Consider the following 13,284-nt stretch of genomic DNA (forward strand, 5'->3'; position numbering starts at 1 on the left):
CACCCGTCACGCCGTCACGCTAAACTCCGTCCGGTCGTTTCATTCCGCACAATTGCCGTATCGATGGAAATCGTCTTCACCGTCCTGATCCTGCTGCTGACCGTCGCGCTGTCCGGCGCGGTCACGCGCATCCTGCCGTTGCAATTGCCGCTGCCGCTGATGCAGATCGCGTTCGGCGCGATGCTCGCGTGGCCGAAGCTGAACCTGCACGTCACGTTCGATCCCGAAATCTTCATGCTGCTGTTCATTCCGCCGCTGCTGTTCGCGGACGGCTGGCGGATTCCGAAACGCGAGCTGTACCTGCAGCGCCGCGCGATCCTGATGCTCGCGTTCGGGCTCGTGTTCATGACGGTACTCGCAGTCGGTTACTTCGCGCACTGGCTGATACCCGAGTTGCCGTTGCCGATCGCGTTCGCGCTCGCCGCCGTGCTGTCGCCCACCGACGCGGTCGCGCTGTCGGGCATCGCCGGCAAGGGCAGGATTCCGCCGCAGCTGATGCACATCCTCGAAGGCGAGGCGCTGATGAACGACGCGTCGGGCCTCGTCGCGCTGAAGTTCGCGGTCGCGGCGGCGCTCACGGGCATGTTCTCGCTGCGCGCCGCGTCGGTCACGTTCGTGATCGTCGCCGCCGGCGGGCTCGCGACGGGCGCGATCGTGTCGTGGGTGTTCAGCGCGCTGTCGACGCGCTTCCTGAACGCCGAGCAGGAAGGCGATCCGGCCCCCGGCATCGTGATGACGCTGCTCGTGCCGTTCGCCGCCTATCTGTTCGCCGAGCACCTCGAGCTGTCGGGCGTGCTCGCCGCCGTGTCCGCCGGGATGATGATGAATTACACGAGCTTCTCCCGCGAAAGCACCGTCGCGTCGCGCGTGCGGGCCGAAAGCACGTGGGCGATGATCGAGTTCGTGTTCAACGGCATGGTGTTCATCATGCTCGGGCTGCAACTGCCGCACATCATCGGCCGCGCGCTCGTCGACGCGCACCACACGAGCGACGCGCTCGTCGGCCGGATGATCTTCAACGTGTGCGCGATGATGCTCGCGCTGTATGCGATCCGCTTCCTGTGGGTCTGGCTGCTGCGCTGGATCGCAAGCCGCCGCGCCGCGCGCCACGGCCTCGCGGGCACGATGGCCGGCGTGCGCACGATCGCGGTGATGACGGTCGGCGGCGTGCGCGGCGCCGTCACGCTCGCGGGCGTGCTGTCGATCCCCGTCGCGCTGTCCGACGGCGCGCCGCTGCCCGGGCGCGACACCGCGGTCTTCGTCGCATCGGCGGTGATTCTCGGTTCGCTGATCGTCGCGGTGATCGGCCTGCCGCTGCTGTTGCGCGGCGTGCGCTCGACGCGCAACCCGCTCGCCGACGAGGAGCGCACCGCGCGCGCGGCCGCCGCGCAGGCCGCGATCCGCGCGATCGACTCGTCGCACGACGCGATCTCGGCCGATCTCGACGAATCGGGCGCCGCGCGCTGCGCGGACATCTCCGCACGCGTGATGGACCAGTACCGCCGCCGCCTCGCCGCGCTCGCCGAAGACGGCCCGACACCGCGCGCGCAAGCGCGGCAAGCCGAGACGATGGAACTGCAGATGCGGATCGCGGCGGTGCGCGCGGAACGGTCGGTGCTGTACCGGCTGCGCAGCGAAAGCAGGATTTCCGACGAGACGCTGACGAAGCTGATTCGCGAGATCGACCTGTCGGAAACGGCGCTGTCGACGCGCAAGAAAGGGATCGTCTGAGCCGCCGCGCCGCGGTGCGGCTGCACGGCTTCCCGATAAAAAAACGGCGACGCGCGAGCGTCGCCGTTTTCACATCCGCGCGGGTTCGCGCTACTTCGCGACGACGACCGGAATCCCCTTCAGCATCCCCGCACCCTTCATCTCGTCGAGCGCGTGCTGCACCGCCGCACTCGTCGCCGCGTCGATGCCGAGTTGCAGCGCGAGCTCGCGCTCCGCACGCTTCACGCCGGCGAGGTTGCGCACCTTCACGTGACCGAAGCCGCGCACGCGGGCATGCAGGTCGGCCAGCTGCGTGACCTGCGCCGCATTGCCGGCGGTCGTCGCGGCGAGAGCGCGCGTGAGCGTCGTCTCGTAGTCGTCCGCAAGCGCGCGCTCCATCCGGCGCTCGGCCGTGCGGCCGAACGGATCGAGCCACGTGCCGCGCAGGCTGCGCACGCGCGCGAGCGTGCCGAGCACCGGCCACATCCACTGGCCGAACACGCGTTTCTTCGGCGTGCTGCCGTCGCGGCCGGCCTTCGCGACCGTCGGCGGCGCCAGGTTGAACTTCACGCGATAGTCCTGCCCCGGCACGCCTTCGAACTGCGCCTCGAGCGCGGTGCGGAACGCGCCGTCCGCGTACAACCGTGCAACCTCGTATTCGTCCTTCACCGCGAGCAGCCGGTAGAACGTCGTCGCGACCGCGCGCGCCAGCGCATCGTCGCCCTTCGCGCACGCCGCGTTCACCAGCGCGCGGTAGCGCTCGACGTAACGCGCGCCGCCGTATGCATCGAGGCGCGCTTCGCGATCGGCGATCAGTTCGGCGAGCGTCTCCGGCGCAACCTGCACGGCCACCGCGTGACGCGCGTTCCACAACGCGTCGAGGCCCGCCGCGTCGCCGGCCGCCATCCGGCCGATCGCGAACGCCAGCTTGTTCATCGGCACCGCGACGTTGTTCAGCTCGATCGCGCGCATCATCGCGGCGAGCGACACCGGCACGAGGCCGAGCTGCCACGCGTAGCCGAGCATCAGGATGTTCGCGCCGATCGGGTCACCGAGGAATTTCGCGGCGAGCGCCTGCGCGTCGCAGCTCGACAGGTAGCCGTCGCCGGCCGCGTGATGCATCTTCTCGAGCAGCGCATCCGCGTGCAGGTTCGCGTCGGGGTTCTGCACGAACGATGCGTTCGGAATCCGGTGCGTGTTGACGACGATCCGCGTGCGCTCGTGGCGCACCGTCTGCAGCGCCTCGGCGCTCGCGCCGACGACCATGTCGCACGCGAGCAGCACGTCGGCCTGCTGCGTATCGATGCGCACCTGGTTCAGCCAGCGGTCGCTCGATGCGATCCGCACGAACGACAGCACCGAGCCGCCCTTCTGCGCGAAGCCCATGAAGTCGAGCACCGACGCGCTCTTGCCTTCGAGGTGCGCGGCCATGCTGATCAGCGCGCCGACCGTCACGACGCCGGTGCCGCCCACGCCCGTCACGAGCATGTCGTACGGTGCCGCGTCGAGATGCGTCGCGGGCACCGGCAGCGCGTCGACGCGCGCGGCGAGCGCCGCCTCGTCGAACGCCGCGCCCGCGGCCTTCTTCAACGCCGCGCCTTCGACCGTCACGAAGCTCGGGCAGAAGCCGTTCACGCACGAGTAGTCCTTGTTGCACGACGACTGGTCGATGCGGCGCTTGCGGCCGAGCGGCGTCTCGAGCGGCTCGACCGACAGGCAGTTCGACTGCACGCCGCAATCGCCGCAGCCTTCGCACACCGCGTCGTTGATGAACAGGCGCTTGTCCGGGTCGGGGAACTCGCCCTTCTTGCGGCGGCGGCGCTTCTCGGCCGCGCAGGTCTGGTCGTAGATCAGCACGGTGACGCCCGGCGTCTCGCGCAGCTCGCGCTGCACCGTGTCGAGTTCGCTGCGGTGATGGAACGTCGTGCCCGGCGGGAACTGGCCGTGATGGCCGTCGTACTTCTCCGGTTCGTCGGACACCACGACGAAGCGCGACACGCCTTCCGCCTCGACCTGCCGCGCGATCTGCGGCACCGAGATGCTGCCGTCGACCGGCTGGCCGCCCGTCATCGCGACCGCGTCGTTGTAGAGGATCTTGTACGTGATGTTCGCCTTCGCGGCGACCGCCTGGCGGATCGCGAGGATGCCCGAGTGGAAGTAGGTGCCGTCGCCGAGGTTCTGGAACACGTGCTTCGTGTTGGTGAACATCGCGTGCGCGGCCCAGTCGACGCCCTCGCCGCCCATCTGGATCAGGCCCGTCGTGTCGCGCTCCATCCACGACGCCATGAAGTGGCAGCCGATGCCGGCCTGCGCGATCGAGCCTTCCGGCACCTTCGTCGACGTGTTGTGCGGGCAGCCCGAGCAGAAGTACGGCGTGCGCTTCACCGCGTCCGCCTCGTTCGACAGGATCTGCGGCGCGACGAGATCGACGACGCGTTCGCGGCGATCGAGCGCCGGCTTGTGCCGCGCGAGCCATGCGGCGAACACCGGCAGGATCCGCGACGGCCGCAGTTCGCCGAGTTCGGACAACAGGCATGCGCCCTGCGCGTCATGCTTGCCGAGCACGCGCGGGCGCGCGCCGTCCGCGCGGTTGTACAGGTAGTCCTTGATCTGCTGCTCGATGACGGGGCCCTTCTCCTCGATCACCAGCACTTCGGCGAGCCCCTCGACGAAGGTCTCTATGCGCGTCATCTCGAGCGGGTACGACAGGCCGACCTTGTAGATCCGCACGCCGGCCGCGTCGAGATCGGCGACCGTCAGGTCGAGCCGGCGCAGCGCTTCCATCAGGTCGAGGTGCGCCTTGCCGCAGGTGACGATGCCGACGTTCGCCTGCGCGCTCGGCGCGATCCACTTGTCGATGCTGTTGGTGCGCGCGAAATGGCGCACCGCGTCCAGCTTCGCGGCAAGGCGCGCCTCGATCGTGAGGCTCGGCAGGTCGGGCCAGCGGTTGTGCAGGCCGCCCGCCGGCGGCGTGAAGCCCGCCGGTGCCGGCCAGTGCGTCTGCAGCGCGTCGAGATCGACGGTCGAGCCCGACTCGACGGTCTCCGAGATCGCCTTGAAGCCAACCCATGCGCCCGAATAGCGCGACAGCGCCCAGCCGTACAGGCCGAACTCGAGCATGTCGGCGATGTTCGACGGGTTCACGACCGGCATGTGCCACGCGATCATCGCGAAGTCGCTCTGGTGCGGCATCGACGACGACACGCAGCCATGGTCGTCGCCCGCCACCACCAGCACGCCGCCGTGCGGCGACGAACCGTATGCGTTGCCGTGCTTCAGCGCGTCGCCGGCGCGGTCGACGCCGGGCCCCTTCCCGTACCACATCGCGTACACGCCATCGACGGTGCGCTCCGGGTCGGCCTCGACGCGCTGCGTGCCGAGCACGGCGGTGCCGCCGAGTTCCTCGTTGATCGCGGGCAGGAAGCGCACGCCGCCCGCGTCGAGCAGTTTCGTCGCCTTCCACAGCTGCTGGTCGACCATCCCGAGCGGCGAGCCGCGATAGCCGCTGACGAAGCCGGCCGTGTTCAGGCCCTGCGTGGTGTCGGACGCGCGCTGCATCAGCAGCAGGCGAACCAGCGCCTGCGTGCCGGTCAGGAAGATCCGGCCGCGCGTGGCGGTCAGGTTATCGGTCAGGCGGTAGTCGGATAGAGCGGGCGTGCCGTCGACGGGCAGGCGGGCGGTCATGGGGATGTCTCCTGATTGTGTGTTCTGGGCCGCGCACCGGGGCGTCGGAGGACGCCGGCCGGAGGCGGCTGGATGGCTCTATTTTTTCGCGGAGACACGAGAAAGTTTTTTCTCATCTTGCTCGGGCGACGCCGGAGTGAGAAAAACTGCGCAGGTTTTGACGGGGAATTGAGAGAGTTCTCGCGCGGGGTGATGGGCGGCTGTTGGAGGTGTGTCGGGATGGGCAGGCCGGTTGCCTCGAAACGGCGGCGATGCGCGGGAGGCGGCCCGCGGGTGCGACAGCGGGCGCCCGCGGGCCGTGCGAGAAGGGTTTGGGTGGCGGAACCGGCACGTCCTCACCCATGGAATGCACAGCGTTCGGATTGGTCGCGGGTGCGGGATGTCCACAACGCCCGGGCTGCGGGCGTAGCGGCGGTGCGCTCACCGGTCGATTGCACAGGGTTTCGCGTTGCGTCCGGGGCCGGATGTCCACACCGCAATCGGTCCGCGGTTCGAGCGGATGCCGACGCTCACCGTTGAAATCCACAGCGCGACGAGTCGATGTCGGCGGGAGATATTCACACCATCGGATCCCCGCCCAGCCGATGCGACGTTCGCCCTCACCGTTCTGATGCACAGGATGGCGAGTCCATTGGGCGGTGCGATATCCACACCGCTGTCCGCCCTCGCGACGCTTCGGGGCTTCGGGGCTTCGGGGCTTCGGGGCTTCGGGGCTTCGGGGCTTCGGGGCTTCGGGGCTTCGGGGCTTCGGGGCGACGCAGGATAGCGCGTTGTTCGACGGGCGCGTGCCGGGTGCAGGCTTCAGTGGGGGTGGGCGCCCCGTCTGCAAGCCCTCGCGGGGCTTCGGGGTTCATCGATGCATGCCGTTGCGCAGCCGAACGAAGTGCCGGTACAGGTGTGGATATCGCTACCGCCAGACACTCAAAACCCTGTGAATTTCGATGGTGAGCACCGGCACGCGATCAAAGCAGGATGCCGATTCGGGTGTGGGCCCGCCCCACGACAACTCGAAACACTGTGAATTCCGACGGTGAGCGACAGCACCCGATCGAGCGAGAGCGCCAATTCGGGCGCGAACAGCCCGCTCAACGACGACTCGAAACGCTGTGAATGCCAACGGTGAGCGACGGCACGGCGATCGAACGAGGGCGCCGATTCGGGTGTGGACAAATCGATCCACGACCACTCGAGACGCTGTGAAATTCCACGGTGAACGTCGGCCCGGCATCGCACGAAGGCGCCGAATCAGGCATGGACAGCGGCGCCCGCAACCACGCGGAGGCCCGTGCATCCGGATTCGCGCGGACGCGACCGAGCGGCATCCACGCGGCTTCACCGCTGGAATACACAGCACGTCGACTGGTTTCGGTAATCGGATATCCACATTGCGGCATGCAATCGAATGGAACGTGCGATCGCGAGTGCGGTTAGAATGCGCGACCCTCGAAGCCGCGTCGACAATCGGGAACGGGCATGCAATCCAATACCCGGTTCGACCGGGTGCCGACGCTCACCGTCCGAATACACAGCGCTTCGAGTGAATTCCGCGGCAGGATATCCACACCGCGATACGCGTGCGAATCTATCGCCGATCTGCGCGCGCCGTTAGAATGCGCGTCGCGCCGACTCTCGCGCGACGCCCGGAAGTCCACGCCAGGCAAGCCCCACGCGCAATCGGACGTCAGCACTCACCCTTCGAAAGCACAGTATTTTTCGTCGTTGGGAGCCCCGGTTGTCCACACCCTGCATCGCGCATCCGGCCGCATGCGGTCACCCTCACCGGTGAAAAGCACAGCGTGCCGAGTGGTTTGGCGGCCAGGATATCCACAACCGATACTGCGCATCAATTCACCACCAGCGCATCGGCCACGTCGGTTCCCGCATCTGTCCGCGATCAGCGTCAAATGCCGGAAAGCCCCGCGGATCCGGCCTCCGGGCGTGCGCTCACCGCTCGTATTCACAGCATTTCGAGTGAGCGGAAAGGCCGGTTGTCCACATGCGCTCCGCAGCGGATGGCGCACGCAAGCGCCCTCACTCGGCAATCGAACGGATGATCCGCGCCGGATTTCCGCCGACCAGCGTATTCGGCGGAACGTCGCGCGTCACGACGGCACCCGCGCCGACCACCGAGTTCTCGCCGATCGTCACGCCGCTAATGATCGTCGCGCCCGCGCCGATCCACACGTTGTTCCCGATCACGATCGGCCGGGCGACGACGGCGTCGTGCCGGCGGGACGGCTCGACCGGATGGCCCGACGTGATGAGGCTGACGTTCGGCCCGATCATCACGTCATCGCCGATATCGAGGCCGCCGAGGTCATAGAACGTGCAGTTCTGGTTGACGAACACGTTGCGGCCGATCCGCGTATCGGTGCCGCCCGCGGGATCAGCAGGAAGCCGTCGTCCATCGGCTTCCCGATCAGTTCTCCGAACAATGCTCGGACTTCATCCGCATCGTCGAACGTCAGACGGTTGAGCCGCGCGGTAATCGCCATCGTCCGCTTGAGCTCGGCGCGCATTGCGGCCGATTCCGGCGTGCGCCGGGGAATGATCGTGGTGCGATCGTCGTTCGCCATTCGTTGCCGATCTCCGTGCGCGATCGATCCGGCACGCGGCGCATCACGCAGCGCCTGACTCGCCGAATGCGATCGCGTCGCCTTGAATTCAATCGTTCGGTCGACCCGCGCGGGATGACCCGGTTGCGTGTTTCGTGCCCCGTCGACGACGATCGTCCGGGCGCCTGCGGCCGGCCGCCGACGTTGCTGCAAAGCCGGCGGAACAGTGCGGTCGCACCGTTTCAGCCGACCATTCACGCGCCAACTTCAAACTAGTAAATTCATAACTAGTTAATTCATGAACTCCCACCACACCTGGCTTTGCGGGAAATTTGCTACCCGCCGCATCCGCCGACCATGCACGACTCTCGCCCCGTCACCGAGCCAGGACCCGCCGCTTCCACCGTCCACCGTCCGCCCCTGTCCGAACCCGCCCCGCTCGGGTACGCTTGAGCATCCACCGAACCGACACGCACACCCAAACGCGGAGGCGCGATGAAGCTCTACTACTGGCCGAAGACCCGGGCATTCCGGGCACTGTGGATGCTGGAGGAAATCGGCGCCGTCTACGAGCTCGTGCCGATCGACTTGCGGTCGCACGAACAGGGCAGCGACGCGTTCGTCCAGGTCAATCCGATGGCCAAGCTGCCCGCGCTCGACGACGGCAGCGAACCGTTCGCCGAATCCGGCGCCGTGCTGCTCTATCTCGCCGACCGCTGCCCGGGTGCCGGGCTCGGCATCGCTCCGGACGATCCGCTGCGCGGCCGCTTCCTGCAGTGGATGTTCTTCACGCCCACCTGCCTCGAGCCCGCGATGGCCGAGAAATTCACCGGCGCGTCGGGCAATCCAGTCGCCTTCGGCTGGGGCAACATCACACGCGTGCAGCGTGCGCTCGCGCAAACACTCGCCCAACACCGCTGGCTCGTCGGCGATCACTTCACCGCGGCCGACCTGCTGCTCGCCAGCACGCTGAAGATCGCGTTCGACGCGCACCTGCTGCCGCATGAAGGCGTGCTCGGCGACTATGTCGCGCGCGCCGAGGATCGCGACGGCCACCGCCGCGCGATCGCGGTCGAACAGCGCGAAGCGGCGCGTCTGCTGCATGCGTGACGCGTGAACGGCACGGCATTCGGTCGCGGCAGCCGCGCCCGAATGCCGGCGCCCGCGCGCGCCGCACGCCGATGTCATGCAGCCGGCCCTGGCGCCTGCGCGGTCGGACTGGCCTCGACCACCACGCCCGGCGAACCGCGTTCGTCGGTGTCGGTATCGACCGGCACGACCTCGTGAAAATGCGTGTAGTCGATGTGCGTGATGCCGCCTTCGTCGTGCATCAGGTCGACGTAGCGGTGACGCCAGCGGATGTCCGCATGCGCCCATGAGTAACGCGCCTGCATGACCTGCGCGGTCGTCTCGTCGGAGCCCTCGATCGTGATCAGCAGCGACGCGTCGTGCGCGGCGAGCGACTCGGCCGTCTCGCCGAACAGCGGGCTCGTTTCGTCGATCACGTGCATCAGGTTCCAGCCAAGCAGGAAGATCGGATGCTCGCTGCGCACGAGCGGCAGGTCATGGATCTTGCGCAGCGTATAACCCTCGTGCGTGCCTTCGACACGCATCAGCCGCAGTTTCGCCTGCGCTTCGGCGATCACGTTCTGGCGTGCATTCGCGGCACGCACCATCAGCGTCATCCGCCCGTTCAGCGGACGCACGATCGCATAACGCGCGAACAGGATCTTCGCTTGCGGCCGGGAAAACCGCGCGAACACGAGGCCGGTGGCCAGCGCGATGCCCGACATCCCGATGAAGATCTCGAAGGTCGAGACGAGGTGCGCATAGACGGTCTGCGGATGCATGTCGCCATAGCCGACCGTCGCGAGCGTCTCGACGCTGAAGAAGAACGCGCCGACGAACCCGGCCGGCGACTGGTTCGCGATCGGCGCCTGGCCGAGCAGGTAGAGCGTCGCGAAGCCGCCGTTGAGCAGCAGGAACAGCAGCGCGAGCGACAGGAAGAATACGGGCCAGCTCACCGTCAGTGCGCGGTGATAGAGATCGCGCCAGCCGAGCGGCGGCATCCCGTACGCGATCACGGGGCGGGTGCCCGACCAGAGCTTGCGGCCACGGCCGCGGGAGGCTGGGGAGGACGAATCGACGTTCATCGTGCGAGGCCGGAAGCAGGGAGGCGACGAGCGTAGCACGCGAACGCGGCGGGCGGGAATGCGCGGCGATGCGGAGCGGGCCTGCGCATGCGGCACGAAAAAAACCGGCCGCATGGGCGGCCGGCTTCGCGGTGATCCTGCGGGCACGCGTGCGGCGTGCTTACTTGCGGTCGACGATCACGCGGTCGAACGTGCCGCCGTCGGCGAAGTGGGTCTTCTGTGCGTTCGCCCAGCTGCCGAAAACCTGCTCGACGCTGAACGTCTTCAGCGGCCTGAATTCGGCCGCGTGCTGCTTCAGCACGTTCGCATCGCGCGGGCGCAGATGGTGCTGCGCGATGATCTCCTGCGCCTGCGGCGTGTACAGGTAGTCGAGATACGCCTGCGCGACCTTGCGCGTGCCCTTCTTGTCGGCGACCTTGTCGACGACGGCGACGGGCGGCTCCGCAAGGATGCTCACCGACGGGTACACGGCGTCGAATTCCGCACCCGACGCGCCCGTGTCCATCAGCGCGACTTCGTTCTCGAACGTGACGAGCACGTCGCCGATGCCGCGCTGCGTGAAGGTCGTCGTCGCGCCGCGGCCGCCCGAGTCCAGCACCGGCACGTTGCGGAAGATCGCCTTCTCGAAGTCGAGCGCCTGCTGGTCGGTCGCGCCCTTCTGCTTCTGGTAGCCCCATGCGGCAAGATACGCGTAGCGGCCATTGCCCGACGTCTTCGGGTTCGCGATGATCACCTGCACGCCCGGCTTCGCGAGATCGCTCCAGTCCTTGATCGCCTTAGGATTGCCCTTGCGCACGAGGAACACCATCGTCGTCGAGTACGGCGAGCTGCTGTCGGGAAAGCGTGCGCGCCAGTCCTTCGGCAGCAGCTGGCCGCGCTCGGCGAGCAGGTCGATGTCGTTCGGCTGGTTCATCGTCACGACGTCGGCCTGCAGCCCCTGCAGCACCGACAGCGCCTGCGCGCTCGACGCGCCGTGCGACTGCTTGATCGTCACCGTTTCACCCGTCTGCTGCTTGTAGGCGGCGGCGAAGCGCGTGTTGATGTCCTTGTACAGTTCGCGCGTCACGTCATACGACACGTTCAGGATCGACGTGTCCGCGTGCGCGGCCGTCGCCGCCACGACCAGCGCCGCCGCGGCGCCCGTGTGCAGCCAGCGGCCGATCCCCTTGATGCTTGCCATCGTGATATGCCCCGTTTCCAGTGGTGGTGAATGTGCGTGACGGCACGCGTACGCGCTGTCATCGAAACGTAAGCGGGCATTCTAGCGGCCGGGCGCGGCGCGCTTTCCAATCTGTCGTGCAAAGCAAATCTCGAATCCTGCTAAACGGCGCGCGCCGCTCGCGTACGCGCCGGATCCGGTGTTAAGATCGCCGCTCAGCCCTTTTCACGGTTCATCCATGTCCGCTGCCCTGCGCTCGTCGTCGATCCTTGCCGCCATCGCGGCAGGTGCGCGCGCGGCCGGGCTGAAACTGAAAAAACGACTCCTCGACTGACGGGGACGTCGCGTCCCGTCAGGCGAATGCCGGACGGGATGCCCGCAGGTCGTTTCATTCTCCTTGCTCGCACGCCTCGCTCCGGCACACCGCCGGCGGAACGGTTCCTTCCCACTCCGTTTCCACCATGAGGCTTTGCATGAACACACGTTTCGAAGGTATCTGGCTGCCGCTCGTCACGCCGTTCCACGACGGCGCGGTCGACCACGGCGCGCTTGCGCGGCTCGCGCGTCACTATGCGGCCGCGGGCATCGCCGGTTTCGTCGCGGGCGCGACGACCGGTGAAGGCGTGCTGCTCGACGCGCGCGAACAGGACGCCGTGTTCGCAACGCTGCGCGACGCGGTGCCCGACCTGCCGATCGTCGTCGGCCTCACCGCGAGCGCGACGCACTTCGCGGCCGCCCGCGCACGCGAACTCGCCGCGCTGCGGCCCGACGGCCTGCTCGTCACGCCGCCCGTCTACGTTCGGCCGACGCAGGACGGGATCCGCCGCCACGTCGAGGCGATCGTCGACGCGGCCGACCTGCCGGTCCTCGTCTACAACATCCCGTACCGCACCGGCGTGAACGTCGAACTGGAAACGCTGCAGGCGCTCGCGCGCGACCCGCGCGTCGCGGGCATCAAGGAGTGCGGCGGGACGCTCGACCGGATGAGCCGGCTCGTGCACGACACGCCGCTCGCGATCCTCTCCGGCGACGACAACCAGAACTTCGCCGCGCTGTGTGCCGGCGCGCATGGCGCGATCGCCAGCAGCGCGCACGTGCTGCCCGAATGGCACGTGCGCATCCACGCGCTGCTGCGCGACGGCCGGCTCGCCGACGCGCGACGGCTGTCTGTCGCGCTGCAGCCGCTCGTCGCGGCGCTGTTCGCGGAGCCGAATCCGGCGCCGGTGAAGGCGGTGCTGGCCGCGCAGGGGTGGTGCCAGGACGGGTTGCGGTTGCCGTTCGTGCCGGCGAGCGAGGGATTGCGGGAGCGGCTGGGTGCAATTCTTGCCGCGCTCGGCGAAATTGCGCCGGACACCGCTGCAGCATAGGCAGCCAAGCAACGCGCGGCTCGGACAACAGGCAAATCTTTGCCCAACCCGTTTCAAACCGTCAGCACGAGAGACAGGCCGTAGCGCGCAAGCTGGGCGTCGGCCGTCACGAGTTGCAGCGGTTCGTGCCGAGCCTGCGCGACGAGCAAGCGATCGAACGGATCGCGATGGTGATGCGGCAAATCACGCACCGCGGCCCCATGCACGGCGCGAACCGGCAGTTCGCGCACCCCGCTTGTGTCGATCGAGCAGATCAATCTGCCCACGTCGATGTCGAGCTTGCCGAGGCCGGCCTTGATGGCGGCCTCCCAGATACTCGCACTGCTGACGAAGGGTTCATATGCACCCGAGATCAGCTTGCGCGCCCGCGCACCAAGCTTCGGGTCGTTGGTCACGATCCACAAAAAGATGTGCGTATCGGGCAGCAGGCGCATCAGCGTCCCTCGAAGGCGTCCAGCAGATACTCGGGCTGCGGTGCGTCGAAGTCATCCGCGATCCACGCCTGACCTTCCAGGACACCGAATCGAACGGGCTGCTTCGCCGACCCGGTTGGATCGACGGAAGGCCCGTCAGTCGGGCCCGATACATCGCCCCGTTGCAACGGGTCGATCGCAATGCCGTTGGGCAGGTGCGTGTTTTGCATGATGACCTCCGTT

Annotated in this window: 8 protein-coding genes and 1 pseudogene; 3 read left to right on the forward strand and 6 right to left on the reverse strand. The window is 67.7% G+C overall.

Going from position 1 to position 13,284, the window contains the following annotated elements:
• Positions 1–63: 63 nt before the first annotated feature.
• On the forward strand, positions 64–1,731 hold the full coding sequence (locus DIE06_RS28820; protein ID WP_124664322.1) for a Na+/H+ antiporter: 1,668 nt from the start codon (positions 64–66) through the stop codon (positions 1,729–1,731).
• 90 nt (positions 1,732–1,821) lie between these two features.
• Here DIE06_RS28820 and DIE06_RS28825 read toward each other — a convergent pair whose 3' ends face one another.
• Positions 1,822–5,394 carry an indolepyruvate ferredoxin oxidoreductase family protein gene (locus DIE06_RS28825; protein WP_124664323.1) on the reverse strand — a complete coding sequence of 1,191 codons (3,573 nt, stop codon included), beginning with the start codon at positions 5,392–5,394 and terminating at the stop codon, positions 1,822–1,824.
• Positions 5,395–7,425: 2,031 nt separating this feature from the next.
• Positions 7,426–7,970, reverse strand: a pseudogene (locus tag DIE06_RS28835) (sugar O-acetyltransferase).
• A 474-nt stretch (positions 7,971–8,444) separates the two neighbouring features.
• Between DIE06_RS28835 and DIE06_RS28840 the strand changes: the two are divergent.
• Entirely contained in the window at positions 8,445–9,059 is a 615-nt protein-coding gene (locus DIE06_RS28840; protein WP_124664325.1) for a glutathione S-transferase family protein, read from the forward strand.
• A 74-nt stretch (positions 9,060–9,133) separates the two neighbouring features.
• On the opposite strand, the gene DIE06_RS28845 is transcribed toward DIE06_RS28840, so the two are convergent.
• Both DIE06_RS28845 and DIE06_RS28850 read right to left on the reverse strand, forming a co-directional pair.
• On the reverse strand, positions 9,134–10,102 hold the full coding sequence (locus DIE06_RS28845; protein ID WP_124664326.1) for an ion channel: 969 nt from the start codon (positions 10,100–10,102) through the stop codon (positions 9,134–9,136).
• A 160-nt stretch (positions 10,103–10,262) separates the two neighbouring features.
• On the reverse strand, positions 10,263–11,282 hold the full coding sequence (locus DIE06_RS28850; RefSeq protein WP_124664327.1) for a sulfate ABC transporter substrate-binding protein: 1,020 nt from the start codon (positions 11,280–11,282) through the stop codon (positions 10,263–10,265).
• A gap of 452 nt (positions 11,283–11,734) precedes the next feature.
• On the opposite strand from DIE06_RS28850, the gene dapA reads away from it, so the two are divergent.
• Positions 11,735–12,628 carry a 4-hydroxy-tetrahydrodipicolinate synthase gene (gene dapA, locus DIE06_RS28860; protein WP_124664328.1) on the forward strand — a complete coding sequence of 298 codons (894 nt, stop codon included), beginning with the start codon at positions 11,735–11,737 and terminating at the stop codon, positions 12,626–12,628.
• Between the two features lie 53 nt (positions 12,629–12,681).
• Here the strand turns inward: dapA and DIE06_RS28865 are convergent, their stop codons facing one another.
• Together DIE06_RS28865 and DIE06_RS28870 are read right to left on the reverse strand one after the other, a co-directional pair.
• Positions 12,682–13,062, reverse strand: a complete 381-nt coding sequence (locus DIE06_RS28865) for a type II toxin-antitoxin system VapC family toxin (protein WP_124664329.1) — start codon at positions 13,060–13,062, stop codon at positions 12,682–12,684.
• Positions 13,062–13,271, reverse strand: coding sequence for a hypothetical protein (locus tag DIE06_RS28870; protein ID WP_124664330.1), 210 nt, complete (start codon positions 13,269–13,271; stop codon positions 13,062–13,064). The genes DIE06_RS28865 and DIE06_RS28870 overlap by 1 nt, the downstream gene beginning before the upstream one ends.
• Positions 13,272–13,284: the final 13 nt, after the last annotated feature.

Origin of the sequence: Burkholderia sp. Bp8998, from assembly GCF_003854235.1 — a bacterium.
GTDB lineage: Bacteria > Pseudomonadota > Gammaproteobacteria > Burkholderiales > Burkholderiaceae > Burkholderia.

Coding starts and splice junctions, on each gene's coding strand:
- DIE06_RS28840 (WP_124664325.1), top strand. CDS start 8,445: ATGAAGCTCTACTACTGGCCGAAGACCCGGGCATTCCGGGCACTGTGG.
- DIE06_RS28865 (WP_124664329.1), bottom strand. CDS start 13,062: ATGCGCCTGCTGCCCGATACGCACATCTTTTTGTGGATCGTGACCAAC.
- DIE06_RS28825 (WP_124664323.1), bottom strand. CDS start 5,394: ATGACCGCCCGCCTGCCCGTCGACGGCACGCCCGCTCTATCCGACTAC.
- DIE06_RS28850 (WP_124664327.1), bottom strand. CDS start 11,282: ATGGCAAGCATCAAGGGGATCGGCCGCTGGCTGCACACGGGCGCCGCG.
- DIE06_RS28820 (WP_124664322.1), top strand. CDS start 64: ATGGAAATCGTCTTCACCGTCCTGATCCTGCTGCTGACCGTCGCGCTG.
- DIE06_RS28870 (WP_124664330.1), bottom strand. CDS start 13,271: ATGCAAAACACGCACCTGCCCAACGGCATTGCGATCGACCCGTTGCAA.
- dapA (WP_124664328.1), top strand. CDS start 11,735: ATGAACACACGTTTCGAAGGTATCTGGCTGCCGCTCGTCACGCCGTTC.
- DIE06_RS28845 (WP_124664326.1), bottom strand. CDS start 10,102: ATGAACGTCGATTCGTCCTCCCCAGCCTCCCGCGGCCGTGGCCGCAAG.